The sequence below is a fragment of the Pseudomonas sp. So3.2b genome (genome assembly GCF_019464415.1).
Taxonomy (GTDB): domain Bacteria; phylum Pseudomonadota; class Gammaproteobacteria; order Pseudomonadales; family Pseudomonadaceae; genus Aquipseudomonas; species Aquipseudomonas shahriarae.
The window spans coordinates 5,095,266-5,110,990 of the sequence record NZ_CP080494.1 but is presented as its reverse complement, the minus strand read 5'-3'; the positions used below and the strand labels follow the sequence as shown (position 1 = coordinate 5,110,990).

The 15,725-nt window shown below is 61.8% G+C and carries 13 protein-coding genes; 6 read left to right on the top strand and 7 right to left on the bottom strand.

Going from position 1 to position 15,725, the window contains the following annotated elements:
• Nucleotides 1-107 precede the first annotated feature (107 nt).
• A complete protein-coding gene (locus K1X80_RS23000) occupies nt 108-872 on the bottom strand; it encodes a MipA/OmpV family protein (RefSeq protein ID WP_057438345.1) in 765 nt (254 codons plus the stop codon).
• Between the two features lie 230 nt (nt 873-1,102).
• Here K1X80_RS23000 and K1X80_RS22995 point away from each other — a divergent pair, with 230 nt between their 5' ends.
• The 6 genes from K1X80_RS22995 (at nt 1,103) to K1X80_RS22970 (ending at nt 8,440) form a co-directional block, all read left to right on the top strand.
• Complete coding sequence (locus K1X80_RS22995) at nt 1,103-1,801, top strand: MtnX-like HAD-IB family phosphatase (protein WP_057438346.1); 699 nt, start codon at nt 1,103-1,105, stop codon at nt 1,799-1,801.
• Nucleotides 1,794-3,188 carry an aspartate aminotransferase family protein gene (locus tag K1X80_RS22990; RefSeq protein WP_057438348.1) on the top strand — a complete coding sequence of 465 codons (1,395 nt, stop codon included), beginning with the start codon at nt 1,794-1,796 and terminating at the stop codon, nt 3,186-3,188. The genes K1X80_RS22995 and K1X80_RS22990 overlap by 8 nt, the downstream gene beginning before the upstream one ends.
• Nucleotides 3,185-4,066 (top strand): carboxylesterase, encoded by an 882-nt coding sequence (locus K1X80_RS22985; protein ID WP_057958588.1) that lies wholly within the window; start codon nt 3,185-3,187, stop codon nt 4,064-4,066. The genes K1X80_RS22990 and K1X80_RS22985 overlap by 4 nt, the downstream gene beginning before the upstream one ends.
• Before the next feature lie 84 nt (nt 4,067-4,150).
• The gene (locus K1X80_RS22980) at nt 4,151-5,278 is read left to right on the top strand and encodes a GNAT family N-acetyltransferase (protein WP_186625557.1); all 1,128 of its coding nucleotides are present in this window, start codon (nt 4,151-4,153) and stop codon (nt 5,276-5,278) included.
• Nucleotides 5,275-7,053, top strand: a complete 1,779-nt coding sequence (locus K1X80_RS22975) for a HAMP domain-containing sensor histidine kinase (RefSeq protein ID WP_057438354.1) — start codon at nt 5,275-5,277, stop codon at nt 7,051-7,053. The genes K1X80_RS22980 and K1X80_RS22975 overlap by 4 nt, the downstream gene beginning before the upstream one ends.
• The gene (locus K1X80_RS22970; RefSeq protein WP_057958591.1) at nt 7,043-8,440 is read left to right on the top strand and encodes a sigma-54 dependent transcriptional regulator; all 1,398 of its coding nucleotides are present in this window, start codon (nt 7,043-7,045) and stop codon (nt 8,438-8,440) included. The genes K1X80_RS22975 and K1X80_RS22970 overlap by 11 nt, the downstream gene beginning before the upstream one ends.
• Before the next feature lie 1,195 nt (nt 8,441-9,635).
• On the opposite strand, the gene K1X80_RS22965 is transcribed toward K1X80_RS22970, so the two are convergent.
• The 6 genes from K1X80_RS22965 to K1X80_RS22940 all read right to left on the bottom strand — a co-directional run bounded on the left by K1X80_RS22965 (nt 9,636) and on the right by K1X80_RS22940 (nt 15,533).
• Nucleotides 9,636-9,974, bottom strand: a complete 339-nt coding sequence (locus K1X80_RS22965) for a GlpM family protein (RefSeq protein WP_057438356.1) — start codon at nt 9,972-9,974, stop codon at nt 9,636-9,638.
• A 10-nt stretch (nt 9,975-9,984) separates the two neighbouring features.
• Nucleotides 9,985-11,325 carry a sigma-54 dependent transcriptional regulator gene (locus K1X80_RS22960; RefSeq protein ID WP_057958597.1) on the bottom strand — a complete coding sequence of 447 codons (1,341 nt, stop codon included), beginning with the start codon at nt 11,323-11,325 and terminating at the stop codon, nt 9,985-9,987.
• Nucleotides 11,322-13,223, bottom strand: coding sequence for a sensor histidine kinase (locus tag K1X80_RS22955; RefSeq protein WP_057958598.1), 1,902 nt, complete (start codon nt 13,221-13,223; stop codon nt 11,322-11,324). Before K1X80_RS22955 ends, K1X80_RS22960 begins: the two co-directional genes overlap by 4 nt.
• Nucleotides 13,224-13,384: 161 nt before the next feature.
• Nucleotides 13,385-14,119, bottom strand: coding sequence for an amino acid ABC transporter ATP-binding protein (locus tag K1X80_RS22950; RefSeq protein WP_057438360.1), 735 nt, complete (start codon nt 14,117-14,119; stop codon nt 13,385-13,387).
• The gene (locus K1X80_RS22945; RefSeq protein WP_057958599.1) at nt 14,116-14,787 is read right to left on the bottom strand and encodes an ABC transporter permease subunit; all 672 of its coding nucleotides are present in this window, start codon (nt 14,785-14,787) and stop codon (nt 14,116-14,118) included. The genes K1X80_RS22950 and K1X80_RS22945 overlap by 4 nt, the downstream gene beginning before the upstream one ends.
• A complete protein-coding gene (locus K1X80_RS22940; protein WP_057958600.1) occupies nt 14,787-15,533 on the bottom strand; it encodes an amino acid ABC transporter permease in 747 nt (248 codons plus the stop codon). Before K1X80_RS22940 ends, K1X80_RS22945 begins: the two co-directional genes overlap by 1 nt.
• Between the last annotated feature and the right edge of the window lie 192 nt (nt 15,534-15,725).

Genomic DNA, 15,725 nt, shown 5'->3' with positions numbered 1-15,725 from the left:
CTGGAATGACGGACAAATATGGGAGCGGGCTTGCCCGCGATGCAGGCGCCGTGGTGTATCAGTTACACCGCGGTGATGCTATCGCGGGCACGCCCGCTCCCACACAATCAATCGAAGGTGTAGCTGATCGCCGTCTGCACCTGTCCCTGGTTCACCTCGCCGGTCTGGCGCACGATGCTGCTGTCCGCCGCTGACCCCAGTAGATGCACCCAACTGGCACTGGCCAGCAACGACCATTTGGGCGCCAGGGGAATCTGCACGCTCTGGGTCAGTGTCAGGTTCTGGAACCCGCCGCTGGCGTTGTACGGGCGAATCCCGGAGCCTGCCGCTTCCTGCTCATCCACCCCGAAAAACGTCTGGGTCTGGCGACCATCGGCAAAATGCGCGACCAGCCCCGTGCTGCCAATCACTGCGCCGCCCAACGGGTAACCCAGCTCCCCGCCGAGCTTGCCGAGCACGCCGCTTTGCGCGCGGGCACCGCCCACGGCCCGCCCCAGTTGCGCGTAGACCCGCCAGAAGTCCGCTGGCGCGTACTGGATAAACCCGCCGACCTCGGCCATGTCCGATACATCCCGCAGGCCCTTCAGCGGCCCGTTGGCCGTGCGTCCCGCCAGGTAATTGAGGTACGGCCCGGCACTCAAGCCATTGCTGTTGAGCGCACTCCAGGTCAGGCCGTCATCGGTATCGAGGCTGACATCTCCCCAATCCAGGTCGAAGTAGGGCACCGGCACGGTCTGATAGCGGCTGGCGGCGGGCTCCCGTGGCTGATAGCTCAGGCCCAGGCCCACCTCGCCGCTGATGTCGGCCGCTGCTGCCGAACCCATCCACAGCCCCAGGACGCCGGCGAATACCCGCGAAGTCACCCTGAACATATTGCTTGCTCCTCTTGCAAAATATGCGCGCATGAACGCGCAGGCGCAGGGCCCCACGCAAGCACTCATGTTGTTTGTAGCGACCTACAAAAATTGTAGCTTGGGCACTGGGTATTTCACCGCGACATGCGGCAGAAGCCCGGCCCCATTGGGTTTTGTGCACTTGGCACAGTCCCTGCTCTAACCCTGGTACAAGCGCATCCGCGCTGTCATCTCCAAGGTAAACGCAGATGAATGACTGGCATATCGTGTGTGACTTCGATGGGACCATCACACCCACCGATGTCATCGACAATGTTCTCCAACGCTTCGCCGGCCCCGAGTGGGAAACCATCGAGCAACAATGGCTGGACGGCCATATCGGATCCCGCGAATGCCTGAGCCGCCAACTGGCATTGATCAAGGCGACACCGGCCGAACTGCTGGCGTATTTCGACACCGTCGAGATCGACCCGGACTTCCCGGACTTCGTCGACCATGTCCTTGGCCTGGGCGCGTCCCTTGAAGTGGTCAGCGACGGCATCGAGCAAGGCATCGCGCGGATCCTTTCGCGCAACTACGTGACCCTGCTGCCGATCATCGCCAACCGCCTGCGCCAGGTTGACCAGAACAGCTGGCGCATCGACTTCCCCCATGCCAGCGACGCTTGCCGCGCGGCCTCGGGCAACTGCAAATGCAAGTCCACCCCGCGTAACAAACGGGTGTTGGTGATCGGCGACGGCAAGTCCGATATGTGCGTCTCGACCACCGCCGATTTTGTTTTCGCCAAGGGCAGCCTGGCCCAGTACTGCCAGGCCCACGCCATCCCCCATCTGCGCTTCGACACCTTTGCCGAACTGCCGGCCTTGCTGGCCAGGCTGCCCCAGGGCATCGCCGCCAACGCCACCCATTTCACTTCCGAAAATCAGGAACTCTTTCATCATGTCTGATATCCGTATCGCTACCGCCGAAGACCAGGTTCTGCTGGATAAAGAAGCCAAATACTGCTCCTACGGCGACACCGTCCACTACATCGACCCGCCGCGTATCTTCAGCCGTTGCGAAGGCTCCTACGTGTGGGACACCGAAGACCAGGCCTACCTCGACCTGCAAATGTGGTACTCGGCGGTCAACTTCGGTTATGCCAACCCGCGCCTGAACAATGCGCTGAAACAGCAGATCGACACCCTGCCGCAAATCGCCAGCCAGTACCTGCACAAGGGCAAGATCGAGCTGTCGGAAATGATCGCGGTGGATGCCAAGAAAAAATTCGGCCTCGATGGTCGGGTGCATTTCAACGTCGGCGGTTCGCAGTCCATCGAGGACTCGCTGAAGGTGGTGCGTAACGCCACCAACGGCAAGAGCCTGATGTTCGCCTTCGAGGGCGGTTACCACGGGCGCACCCTCGGTGCGTCGTCCATCACCTCCAGCTACCGCTACCGTCGCCGCTACGGCCACTTTGGCGAGCGCGCCAACTTCATCCCGTTCCCGTACCACTTCCGTGGTCCCAAGGGCATGACCAAGGAAGAGTACGGCAGCCACTGCGTGCAGCAGTTCGCCCGTCTGTTCGAGACGGAATACAACGGTGTGTGGGACCCGAAAGTCGGCCAGAGCGAGTACGCAGCGTTCTACGTCGAGCCGATCCAGGGCACTGGCGGCTACGTGATCCCGCCGATGAACTTCTACAGCGAACTCAAGCAGGTGCTCGACCAGCACGGCATCCTGATGGTGGTCGATGAGATCCAGATGGGCTTCTGGCGCACCGGTAAGTTGTGGTCGATCGAGCACTTCGATGTGCAGCCGGACGTGATCGTGTTCGGTAAGGCCCTGACCAACGGCCTCAACCCCCTGGGCGGCATCTGGGCCAAGGAAGAGTTGATCAACCCGAAAATCTTCCCGCCGGGTTCCACCCACTCCACCTTCGCCTCCAACCCGCTGGGTACGGCGGTGGGCCTGGAAATGTTCAAGATGACCAGCGAAGTCGACTACGGCGCGATGGTCATGGCCAAGGGCAAATACTTCCTCGAAGGCTTGCAAGAGTTGCAAAAGCGCTTCCCGATCATCGGCGACGTCGATGGCCTGGGCCTGGCCCTGCGCTGTGAAATCTGCGGTCCCGATGGCTTCACCCCGGACAAGGCGACCCTGGACTACATGGTTGACGAGGGCATGAAAGGCGACATGCTGGTAGACGGCCAGAAACTCGGGCTGATCCTCGATGTGGGCGGCTACTACAAGAACGTGATCACCCTGGCGCCGTCCCTGGAAATCAGCTACCCGGAAATCGACCTGGGCTTGAAGCTGCTGGAGCAACTGCTGACCCGAGCGATGAAGCGGTGAACCAGGCCGATATCGATCTCGGCGAAGGCAACGCCGGCTTCGTTCTCGGCAACGGTCCGGTCGGGGTCTTGTTGATCCACGGCCTGACCGGCACCCCGACCGAGTTGCGTCGGGTGGCCCAGGGCCTGGCCAAGGAGGGCAACTGCACCGTGTATGTGCCGACCCTGGCCGGGCACTGCGGGGGCAACGAAGACCTGCAGGCCACCGGTTGGCGCGACTGGTACGAGGGCGTGCGCAAGACCTTTGTCGGCGTGCAGCAGCGCCATGCGCAGGTGTTCGTCGGTGGCTTGTCCATGGGCGCGGTAATGTCGATGTACCTGGCCTCGGAGTTTCCGGGCCAGGTCGCCGGGTTGCTGATGTACTCCACGACCCTCAAGTACGACGGCTGGAGCATCAACAAATTTGCCTTCATCACGCCGTTGCTGATCCGTATTCCGTTCGGTGTGCGCCTGTTCCGTTTTACCGAGAAACCGCCCTACGGCATCAAGAACGAACGCCTGCGGGCCATTGTCGAGCGGCAGATGAAAGAGGGCGAGAGCAGCGAGGCCGGGTTGTTGACCATGGAAGGCGTCACCGTGCGCGAGCTGCACTGGATGAATGCGGTGGTGAAGAAACGCATGCCGTCGATCAAGACCCCGGCGCTGGTGCTGCACTCCATCGAGGACGACATCACCAGCCGCTGGAACGCCGACTACGTGGAACGCCACCTGGGGGGGCCGGTGACCAAGATCCTGTTGGACAACTGCTATCACATGATCACCGTCGACCTGCAATACCGCCGGGTGATCGAGTTGAGTGCCGACTTTATCGAGCAACACACCGGTTCAAAAATGGGCGATGTCTCGTTCTGCGAGCCCGCGCTGGCGGCGGCACAGTAAACATTGATGTTGCCTGAGCCACCGCTATCGCAGCCTCACGGGGCGAGACAGCGCCCACAGGAGCACTTACAGGGATATTCCGATGTGATCACCGCACACACCTTCCCGAGCATCCACGCCATCGAACGCAGTGCCTGGAATGACTGTTTTCCCCTGGCGTTGGAGGATTGGGATTACTACGTCGCCGTAGAAAACGCTGCCATCGACGACTTCCAGTGGCGCTACCTGGCCCTCTATGAGGACGGGCAACTGCTGGCCGTCGCCCCGGCGTTCATCACCCATTACCGCCTCGATACCACCGTGTCGGGCATCGCCAAACGCTTTACCCAGCGCCTGGAACGCTGGTGGCCGGGAGCGTTGCGCCTGGGCTTGTATGCCATCGGCTCGCCGGTGGCCGAGCAATGCCATGCCGGTGTCGCCAGCCATGTGCCCGCTGCGCGCCGCAGTGCGCTGTTGGAGCAATTACTGGTCGCCGCGCGTCGGGATGCCGATGCATTCGGCATCGGCCTGCTGGCGGTCAAGGACGCGCCAAGCCTGGATCAGGACTGGGCCGACAGCTGCAAGACCGTCGGCCTGCACAGCATGCCGAGCCTGCCTACCGGGCTGCTGCCGCTGCCCTACGGCTCGGTGGATGCCTATCTGGGCTCCCTGGGCAAATCCACGCGCAAGGATTTGCGGCGCAAGCTGCGTGCGCCGGGGCCACAGGTGGAGTGGCGGGACAATGTCGATGATGTGTTGCCGGATATCATGCGCCTCTACGAAGCCACGCTGGCTCGCGCCGACCTGCAATTCGAGCGCCTGCCTGCCGGTTATTTCAGCCAGGTGCTCGCCCAGCTTGAACAACGGGCGCGCTGTGTACTTTACTGGGTGGATGGGCAACTGGTGGCGTTCAACCTGGTGCTGCTGGACCAGCACCGGCTGATCGACAAGTTCTTTGCCCACGACCTGGCCCACAGCCGCGAACATAACCTGTACTTTCGCAGTTGGCTGACCAACGTCGACTACTGCATCGAGCACAATATTGCGTTGTACGAGTGCGGGCAGGCCGGGTATGCCAGTAAGCTACGCCTGGGCTGTGAGTTCGCCGGCAATACGCTGTTCTTCCAGCACCGCAACCGGCTGCTCGATACCCTGCTCAAGCTGGTAAAAGTGTTTATTCGCCCGGACCGATCCGACCCTGCCATGGCTGCTGCAATAAGCGAAACCCGATGATCGCCAAAACCCGCCAGAAAGCCCGCCCATTTGCCATTTCCCGCTGGAGCCTGCAGCGCAAGCTGGTGTTGGCGTTCTGGCTGGTGACGGTGATCCCGACCATGATCGCCGCCGAGCTGGCGGCCACCACCCTGTCGCAGATTTTCGACAGCAACGTGCGCATCTGGCTGCAAGAGTCGACCCGCATCGTCAAGGATGAAGTCAGCGACATCCTGCACGACAACGCCCGTGTGGCGCAGATCTTCCTGCGGTATGTGCGTCCGCCTTCCAGCCATGAAGCGATGCGTCATGACCGTTTGATCGCGGACATTGCCCGCGCCACTGATATTGACGTGGTCACGCTGATTCGCAGCAGTGACAGCAAGGTGATGTTCAGCACCGTGGGCGATGATGTGGTGAAACAAATCAGCCTCGCTCCCAATGCCGTGTTGCAAACCGTGCAGGTCGGCGGCGTGGCCACCGGGGCCGTGATTTCCTCGTTCGAGACCAGCCAGGATGGCGTCGACTACGAACTGTTGGTCGGTACCTACCTGGACAGCAGCTTCCTGACCAGCGTCGCCGAGGTGCACTCCCTGGACTTGCGTCTGTACCTGGCCAATACCGAAGGCTTCTCGGAGATCTTCTCTACTCAGCGTTTTGAAGACCACCCGACCCGCGTGCCGAAATCCGTGGAAACCCTCCTGCGCAGCACCAAGCAGCCCAGTGAACAGTTCACCAGCAACTACAGTGGCCTGTACTGGCCGATCTTCAATGACACCGGCGAGTTACAGGGCGTGATCTTCAGCGGCCTGCTGCGCCACACCAGCCTGGTGGGGCTGGTGAACCAGAGCAATCTGTTTGTGCTGATCTTCCTGCTCAGTTCCGCTTTGTCCCTGGGGGCCGGTGTGCTGGTCTCCCGGCACCTGACCCGGCCACTGCGCGAGTTGTCCCAGGGGGTGAGCGCGGTGATCAGCGGCAACTACCAGCACCGCGTGGCCGTCACCGGCGGTGACGAACTGGCGCAATTGAGCAGCACCTTCAACCATATGACCGAGCGCCTGGGCGAGTTGCATCACCTCGAAGCCCAACTGCGCCGCCGCGACCGCCTGCATGCCCTGGGCGAAGTGGCGATGGGCCTGGCCCATGAAATCCGCAACCCGCTGGGCATCATCAAGACCGCGACCCAACTGCTGCACCGTCGCACGGACCTGCCGGAGACCGACAAGCGCCACCTGGAATACGTGATCAGCGAAGTCAGCCGGATCAATGACCTGATCACCGATTTCCTCGACTTCGCCAAGCCCAGCGAACCGCTGCGCAGCCAGCAACCGGCGCGGCCGCTGGTGGAAGAAATCCTCGGTTTCTGCGCGCCGGAGCTGGCCAGCCACGCCATCGACGCCCATCTCGACGACCAGGCGCCGGGTGCGACCCTGTATGTGGACGCCAAGCAATTCAAGCAGGCGTGCCTGAACCTGATCCTCAACGCCATCGACGCCATGCCCCAGGGCGGGCGCCTGACCTTGAGCATCAGCCGTGTCGATCACTACACGGTGATCAGCATCAGCGATAGCGGCCAGGGCATCCCCCCTGAAATGATCGAGCGGATCTTTACCCCCTTTGTTACCACCAAGGCCTCGGGCACCGGCCTGGGCCTGGCGAAAGTCTATTCAATCATGGAGAGTCACGACGCCAGCATCGAATGCACCAGCGAGAAAGATGCCGGCGCCACCTTCAGCCTGTACATTCCGGCCAACGGTGAAGATGACGGCGACGACGAGGACAGTCATGACACATAACATATTGGTGGTCGACGACGAGCCCAAGCTCTGCGATTTGCTGTCGTCGGCCCTGAGCCAGAACCATATCCAGGTGTTTATCGCGGGCAATGGCCTGCATGCGCTCAAGGTGCTGGAGCAGGAGGACATCGACCTGGTGATCAGCGACTGGCGCATGCCCGGCATGGACGGCCCGCAACTGCTGGCCGAGATCAAGGTGCGCTACCCGCAATTGCCGGTGATCGTGATGACGGCCTACAGCACCGTGAAAAATGCCGTGCAGTCCATGCGTAACGGTGCCTACGACTACATTGCCAAGCCCTTCGATATCGACGAGCTGGACATCACCGTGGCCAAGGCCTTGCAGTTTCGCGACATCATGCGCGACAACGCACGGCTGCGTGCCGAACTCGATGAACATGCCCAGTTCGATAGCCTGGTCGGGGAAAGCCCGGCGTTTCGCCGAGTGTTGCAGGCGGTGGATTCGGTGCGTGAAAGCAACGCCACCATCCTGTTGACTGGCGAAAGCGGCACCGGCAAAGAAATGGTCGCCCGCGCCATTCACAAGCATGGCAACCGTGCAGACAAGCCTTTTGTGGCGGTCAACTGCGCCGCGATCCCCGAAGGCTTGCTGGAAAGCGAAATGTTCGGCCATCGCAAGGGCGCGTTTACCGGCGCCGTGGCCGACCGGGTAGGGCGCTTTATGCAGGCCGACAAGGGCACGCTGTTTCTCGACGAAGTGGGGGATATGCCCCTGGCGTTGCAGGCCAAGATCCTGCGCGCCTTGCAGGAACGGGTGATCGAGCCGGTCGGCGACCCGCGTGAGCGCAAGGTGGACGTGCGGGTGATCGCCGCCACCAACAAGAACCTGCTGGAAGCGGTGGCGAACAAGGAGTTTCGCGAAGACCTCTACTACCGCCTGAATGTGTTCCCGATCCCACTGCCAGCATTGCGCGAGCGCGTCGAAGACATCGCCCCGCTGGCCCGCCACTTTGCCCGCAGCCTGAGTGCCAACGCCGGTAAACGCATCACCGGCTTCAGCCCCGACGCCTTGCAGGCCATGGCCGCCTACAACTGGCCGGGGAACATCCGCGAGCTGCAAAACTGCGTGGAGCGCGCGACCATCGTCGCCTCCAGCCCGGTGATTGAAGATATCGACCTGCCGGCCTACCTGTTCGCGTCCCAGCCGACCGAGCGGGATGTGACGACAATCCTCAGCGAAGGCCCAGGCGTGCCCCAGGACCTGGACGCGGCGCTGGCCGAGGTGGAAAAAGCCTACATCCTTGCGGCCTTGCAGGAGAGCAATGGCGTACAGGCGGCTGCGGCGTCGCGGATTGGCATCTCCGAACGCAGCTTTTGGTACCGCTTGAAAAAGCTGGGGATCCAGATCGACAAAATCGTACGCTGAGCCCTGGGAGCCACACATAAGCAAATGTGGGAGCTGTCGAGCTTTAGCGAGGCTGCGATGCAGGCAACTGGGTTTTACAGGTGTACCGAGTCGACCCCATCGCAGCCTCGCCGGGGCTCGACAGCTCCCACAGGGGATTGGGGAGGCACACTGAGCAAAGGTGGGAGCTGTCGAGCTTTAGCGAGGCTGCGATGCAGGCAGCTGGGTTTTGCAGGTGTGCCAAGTCGATCCCATCGCAGCCTCGCCGGGGCTCGACAGCTCCCACAGGGGATTGGGGAATCACAAGGATCAAATGTGGGAGCTGTCGAGCTTTAGCGAGGCTGCGATGCAGGCAGCTGGGTTTTGCAGGTGTACCGAGTCGATCCCATCGCAGCCTCGCCGGGGCTCGACAGCTCCCACAGGGGATTGGGGAGGCACACTGAGCAAAGGTGGGAGCTGTCGAGCTTTAGCGAGGCTGCGATGCAGGCAACTGGGTTTTGCAGGTGTGCCAAGTCGATCCCATCGCAGCCTCGCCGGGGCTCGACAGCTCCCACAAGGGATTGGGGAATCACAGGGATCAAATGTGGGAGCTGTCGAGCTTTAGCGAGGCTGCGATGCAGGCAGCTGGGTTTTTCAGGTGTACCGAGTCGATCCCATCGCAGCCTCGCCGGGGCTCGACAGCTCCCACAGGGGATTGGGGAATCACAGGGATCAAATGTGGGAGCTGTCGAGCTTTAGCGAGGCTGCGATGCGGGCAGCTGGGTTTTGCAGGTGTACCAAGTCGATCCCATCGCAGCCTCGCCGGGGCTCGACAGCTCCCACAGGGGATTGGGGAATCACAGGGATCAAATGTGGGAGCTGTCGAGCTTTAGCGAGGCTGCGATGCAGGCAACTCGGTTTTGCAGGTGTACCGAGTCGATCCCATCGCAGCCTCGCCGGGGCTCGACAGCTCCCACAGGGGATTGGGGATGCACACTGAGCAAATGTGGGAGTTCTCGAGCTTTAGCGAGGCTGTGATGCAGGCAGCTGGGTTTTATGGGTGTACCGAGTCGATCCCATCGCAGCCTCGCCGGGGCTCGACAGCTCCCACAGGGGATTGGGGATGCACACTGAGCAAAGGTGGGAGCTGTCGAGCTTTAGCGAGGCTGCGATGCGGGCAACTCGGTTTTATGGGGGTACCGAGTGGGTCCAGTTCCCACAGTGGAGCCGTGGAGTGTCAGGCGTGAATTCGAATCCACACACTCACCAGCACCGTCGCCGCCATCAGCCACGCCACCGCGGCCACCGCCAGGGAGGCCTCCAGGCGCATGCGGTCGACCATCACATACAGCGTCGCCAGGTACACAAAGTACGGAATGATCGACCACATGCCGAACACAATGGTGGTCTTCAGGTCGTCCACCGAGCGGCCCTTGCCGACGATGTAGTGGGCGATCAGTGCAAAAGTCGGAAACAGCGGCACCAGGCCGGCGATGTAATAGTTCTTGGTTTTGGCCAGCACCGCCAGGAGCAACACCACCGCCGCTCCGAGGGCGGCCTTGAAGACTAAATCCACGCATGACTCCTTAATGGCTCAGGCCGTATTTCTTGACCTTGTCGAACAGGGTGGTCTTGGCCATTCCCAGTTCCTGGCTGGCCTGGGTCAGGTTGCCGCCGCTGCGTTGCAGGGCGTCGCTGAGCAGGTTGCGTTCAAAGGCTTCCACCGCTTCGGTAAAGGCCAGGCCATGGTTGTCGGGGCTGGCGCCGCTTTTCTTGAAGGCGGGCAGGCCCAGGGCAAAACGTTCGGCGACGTTGCGCAGTTCACGTACGTTGCCGGGCCAGTCATGGCTCATCAGGCTGGACAGGGTCTGGTTGTCCAGCTCCGGGGCGATGCGGTCGAAGCGCAGGGATGATTGCTGTAGAAAGTGTTCGAACAACTGCAGGATATCTTCGCGGCGCTCGCGCAGCGGCGGCAGTTCCAGGGTCACCACGTTCAGGCGGTAATACAAGTCGCTGCGGAACTGGTTGGCGCGGCTCAAGTCGTCGAGGTCGGACTTGGTCGCGGCAATCACCCGGCAATCCACCGCCACGCTCTGGTTCGAACCCAGGCGTTCCAGGGTGCGCTCTTGCAAGACCCGCAGCAGTTTGATCTGCAGGTTCATCGGCATGCTTTCCACTTCGTCGAGGAACAGCGTGCCTTCGTGGGCATGCTCGATCTTGCCGATCCGCCGTTTGCCCGCACCGGTGAAGGCGTTGGCTTCGTGACCGAAAATCTCGCTCTCAAACAGGTTTTCCGGCAGGCCGCCGCAGTTCAGGGCGACGAACTGGTGGGCGTGGCGGCGGCTAAAGTCGTGCAGACAGCGGGCGACCAACTCTTTGCCGGTGCCAGTCTCGCCTTCGATCAGCACGTTGGCCGAGGTGTCGGCGACGTTGGCGATCAACTCGCGCAGGTTCTGCATCGCCGGCGAGCGCCCGATGATCCGGCCTTCCAGGGAGTCACGTTCGGCCAGTTGCCGGCGCAGCGCCCAGACTTCCCGGGCCAGGCCACGCTGTTCGAGGGCGCGGCGCACCACGTCCACCAGGCGCTCCGGAGAAAAGGGTTTCTCCATGAAGTCATAGGCACCGTTGCGCATCGCGCCCACGGCCATGGAAATATCGCCGTGGCCGGTGATCAGCACCACCGGCAGGCTTTTATCCAGGGCCTTGAGGCGGGTCAACAGTTCCAGGCCGTCAATGCCGGGCAGGCGGATGTCACTGATCACAATGCCGGCAAAGTTCTCGCCGACGCGCTTGAGTGCCTCTTCAGCACTGGCCACGCCGACGCTGGGAATATCTTCCAGGGCCAGGGCTTGCTGGCAGCCGAGCAACACATGGGGATCGTCTTCGACAATCAGCACGGTCAGCTCGGTGTTGGGTTGGCTGTTCATATCGACTCGCCGGGTTGATGGCCTGCCAGGGGCAGGCTCAGGACAAAGGCTGTACCACCAGCGGCCGGATGCTCGACGGCCAGGTTGCCGCCGGTGGCTGCGGCAAGGCTGGCCGACAGGGTCAGGCCCAGGCCCAAGCCTTGCTCGCCGGGTTTGGTGGTGAAAAAGGGTTCGAACAAATGCTTGCGGGTCTCAGGGTCGATGCCATGCCCGTTGTCCCGCACCCGCAGGCGGTATTTGCCTTCGCTGATGTCACTTTCCAGCCACAGCTGCGGGGCGGGTTGGGCGTGCATCGCGTCCAGGGCATTGCCGATCAGGTTGACCAGGATTTGCTCCAGGCGCGTCTGGTCGATCTGCAACATGGCCTGGCTGAACTGACGGTGTACGGTCAGCGGCAGGCTGTCGAGGCGGCTGCCCAGGACCTGGAACGCCGCATCCACGGCCTTGCCCAGACTGGCTTCGCCCTGGTCGTCGCCCCGCCGGGCAAACGAGCGCAGGCTGGCGGTGATGCGTCCCATGCGGTCGATCAGTTCATTGATGGTCTTGAGGTTGGTGCTGGCAGTATCCAGGGCGCCGCGCTCGAGGAAGCGCACGGTATTGCCGGACAAGGTGCGCAGGGCCGCCAGCGGCTGGTTCAGTTCATGGGCGATGCTGGTGGACATCTGGCCGATGGCCGCTAATTTGCCGGCCTGGACCAATTCGTCCTGGGCCCGGCGCAGGGTTTCTTCGGCCTGGCGCCGCTCGCGGATCTGCGCCTTGAGCCGTTCGTTGCTGGCGCGCAGGTCGGTGGTGCGCTCGGCAATCCGCCGCTCCAGCTGGTTGTTGGCTTCCTGCAGGGCCTCGCGGGCGGCCAGGCGTGTGGCGATTACCTTGCGCCGCTCATTCCAGGCAATCAGCAGGAACGCCACCAGGGCAAAGGCCACCGCAACGAGGATGCCCTGGTTGATCGCGGCCTGGCGCAGGTCGTTGAGCGGGGTGAGCAGGGTGAAATTCCACGGTGTGTCGTTCAGGGGCCGGGTCTGGGCCAGGTAGGTGACTTCCCGGTCGTCGGCCACCACTTCACTGTTGGCCGGGAAGGTCAGCTTTTCGGTGCCAGTGTCGAGCTGTTCGCGGGCCAGGGGTTGCAGTTCGTTGAGGGTCGCCCAGTAATATTGCAGGCTGCGGGCCAGGCGCTCCTTGGTATCGTCGCTCAGCGGGCGCACCGCCTTGAGCCGGCGTGCCGGGTCGCTGGAGAGGATGATGATGCCGTTCTCGTCGCTGACAAAGGCTTCCAGACGCGCGCGCTGCCAGCGTTCTTCCAGCGCTTCGAGGCGCACCTTGACCACTGCGACACCAATGATCTTGCCGTGTTCTTCCAGGCCATGGGCCAGGTAGTAGCCAGGCTCGCCATTGGTGCTGCCGATGCCATAGAAACGGCCGGGCTGGCCACGTACGGCATTCTGGAAATAGGCGCGGAACGACAGGTCTTCACCGAGGTAGCTGTCGACATCGCGCCAGTTACTGGTGGCCATCACGCGGCCGGTGGTGTCCATCACATAAATCGCCCGACTGCGGCTGCGCCGGTTCAGGCCTTCGAGGTATTCGTTGACCCTTTGCCGGTGTTCCGGGTTCGGGTCGGCCAGCAGTTTGGAGACGCTGGATTCCAGCTCCAGCAGGCTGGGCAGGTAGGTGTACTTGCTGATCTCACTCTCGACCGTGCGCGCATGCAGCTCCAGCTGGCGCTCGCCGTTCTCGCCCAGGGTCCGGATGCCGTAATGCTCGCTGGTCCAGAAGCCGATAAAACCCAGGCCGATCATCAACAGGATGATCAGGGGCGGCAGGAACAGCTGGCGAATCAGACGAGGCTTCACGGCAAGGGATGGCGGTGCGGCGCGATAGAGGGTGGGGTCGCATTTCATCACAGATGCCTTGGGTCAACCAGCGCTTGCCTGGACCGGTGTGGGGGGCGGGCTTGCCCGCGATGACGGTAGGTCAGCCACAGAGGTTGACTGATATGCCGCAATCGCGGGCAAGCCCGCTCCCACAGGGCCCGGTTTCTACAGTGGACGCTGTGTTGTGCTTAGTGCTGCAGGATTTTCTCGAGGAAGTGCTGCGCACGTTCGGAACGGGCGCTGATATCGCCGAAGAACTCTTCTTTAGGGCAGTCTTCGATGATCTTGCCGGCATCCATGAAGATCACGCGGTCGGCCACTTTGCGGGCGAAGCCCATTTCGTGGGTCACGCACATCATGGTCATGCCTTCCTGGGCCAGTTGCACCATCACGTCCAGTACTTCGTTGACCATCTCCGGGTCCAGGGCCGAGGTCGGTTCGTCGAACAGCATGACGATCGGGTCCATTGCCAGAGCACGGGCAATCGCCACGCGCTGCTGCTGGCCGCCGGACAGTTGGCCCGGGTGCTTGTCCTTATGTGCCGACAGACCTACACGCTCCAGCAATTGCAGGCCTTTCTTCTCGGCTTCTGCCTTGCTGCGGCCCAACACCTTGATCTGCGCAACCGTCAGGTTTTCGGTGATGGTCATGTGCGGGAACAGTTCGAAGTGCTGGAACACCATGCCTACGCGCGAGCGCAGTTTCGGCAGGTTGGTCTTCGGGTCGGCAATCGAGGTGCCATCGACCACAACGTCACCTTTCTGGAACGGTTCCAGGGCGTTGACGCACTTGATCAGGGTGGATTTGCCCGAGCCGGAGGGCCCGCACACCACGATCACTTCGCCTTTTTTGACCTCGGTGCTGCAATCGGTCAGCACCTGGAAGTCGCCATACCACTTGTTGATGTTCTTGATAGAGATCATACGGCAAACCTTTTTTGCAGACGCTTGACCAGCAGCGAGGCGGCAAAGCTGATGATGAAGTAGACGACACCGGCAAAGATCAGGAACTCATTGGAGCGGCCGATAATGTCGCCGTTGGAACGGGCGGAGTTGAGGAAATCCACCAGGCCCACGGTGTAGACCAGCGAGGTGTCCTGGAACAGGATGATGCTCTGCTGCAACAGCAGCGGGGTCATCTTGCGGAACGCCTGGGGCAGGATGATCAGGCGCATGGTCTGGCCGTAGGTCATGCCCATCGCTTGTGCCGCAGCCATCTGGCCCTTGGGGATCGACTGCACGCCGGCCCGCACGATTTCGCAGAAGTACGCCGCCTCGAACATCATGAAGGCCACGACGCAGGAGGTGAACGCACCGATTGGCGTGTCTTCGCCGGTGATCCAGCGCAACACGAACGGCACCGCCAGGTAGAACCAGGTGATCACCAACAGCAGCGGGATCGAGCGGAAGTAGTTCACATAGGCGCCGGCCAGGCTGGACAGCAGTTTGCTGGAGGACAGGCGCATCAAGGCCAGGATAGTACCGAGAACGATACCGCCGACCACGCCCATGACCATCAGCTTCAAGGTCATGACCATGCCGTTCCACAGGCCAGGCATGGCCGGGATAATGCCGCTGAAATCAAATTCCATTATTTGCCCCCCACGGAAATCAGGCCGGGCACAGCGACTTTCTTCTCGACCAGGCGCATCAGCAGCATCAGGCTCATGTTCAGGGTGAAGTAGATCAGCGTGGCCAGGGTGAAGGCTTCAAACAGGTTGGCCGAGAACTCGGCGGTCTGCTTGGTTTGCGCCAGCAGTTCCATCAGGCCGATCAAGGACGCCACGGAGGAGTTCTTGAACACGTTGAGGAATTCCGAGGTAAGCGGCGGAATGATGATCCGGTAGGCCTGGGGCAGCAGCACGTTCCAGTAGATCTGCGACAGGCTGAAGCCCATGGCGCGCGCGGCGGCTTCCTGGCCACGGGGCAGCGCCTGGATACCGGTACGCACTTGTTCACATACGCGGGCGGCGGTGAACAGGCCCAGGCACACGACAACGCTCAGGTAGGCCGAGGTGGTTGGGTTTAAGTCTTGTTTGTACCAGTCCTGCAGGTTTTGCGGCAGCAGGTCGGGCACCAGGAAGTACCAGATGAACAGCTGTACCAGCAGTGGCACGTTACGAAACAGTTCCACATAGCAGGTGGCGATGCCGGCTACGAGGCGGTTAGGCATCGTGCGCATCACACCCAGTATCGAGCCCAGCAGCAAGGCGACGATCCACGCCACGATGGCGATGGCGATGGTCCAGCCCAAACCGGAGATGAACCAGTCGAGATAGGTCTCGCTGCCCACGCCGGTGGACTTGAAGAATACGCCCCAGTCCCAGTTGTAATTCATTAGGGTCTCCCCCGAAATCAATCGATGTACAAGCACCCGCTTGGGGAAGATCCATTCCCGCCTGACGGTGAACGTCAGGCACACGCGATCGGCTCGGAAACCGCCAGGTCGAGTGTTCCAAATAATGCCAGCAGGTAGTAACAGACGCCTGAGGGAGGGTTGGCTCCCTCAGGAGATAAGGTTAGTTCGGAA

Coding starts and splice junctions, on each gene's coding strand:
- K1X80_RS22940 (WP_057958600.1), bottom strand. CDS start 15,533: ATGAATTACAACTGGGACTGGGGCGTATTCTTCAAGTCCACCGGCGTG.
- K1X80_RS22955 (WP_057958598.1), bottom strand. CDS start 13,223: ATGAAATGCGACCCCACCCTCTATCGCGCCGCACCGCCATCCCTTGCC.
- K1X80_RS22990 (WP_057438348.1), top strand. CDS start 1,794: ATGTCTGATATCCGTATCGCTACCGCCGAAGACCAGGTTCTGCTGGAT.
- K1X80_RS22995 (WP_057438346.1), top strand. CDS start 1,103: ATGAATGACTGGCATATCGTGTGTGACTTCGATGGGACCATCACACCC.
- K1X80_RS22945 (WP_057958599.1), bottom strand. CDS start 14,787: ATGGAATTTGATTTCAGCGGCATTATCCCGGCCATGCCTGGCCTGTGG.
- K1X80_RS22975 (WP_057438354.1), top strand. CDS start 5,275: ATGATCGCCAAAACCCGCCAGAAAGCCCGCCCATTTGCCATTTCCCGC.
- K1X80_RS23000 (WP_057438345.1), bottom strand. CDS start 872: ATGTTCAGGGTGACTTCGCGGGTATTCGCCGGCGTCCTGGGGCTGTGG.
- K1X80_RS22950 (WP_057438360.1), bottom strand. CDS start 14,119: ATGATCTCTATCAAGAACATCAACAAGTGGTATGGCGACTTCCAGGTG.
- K1X80_RS22960 (WP_057958597.1), bottom strand. CDS start 11,325: ATGAACAGCCAACCCAACACCGAGCTGACCGTGCTGATTGTCGAAGAC.
- K1X80_RS22970 (WP_057958591.1), top strand. CDS start 7,043: ATGACACATAACATATTGGTGGTCGACGACGAGCCCAAGCTCTGCGAT.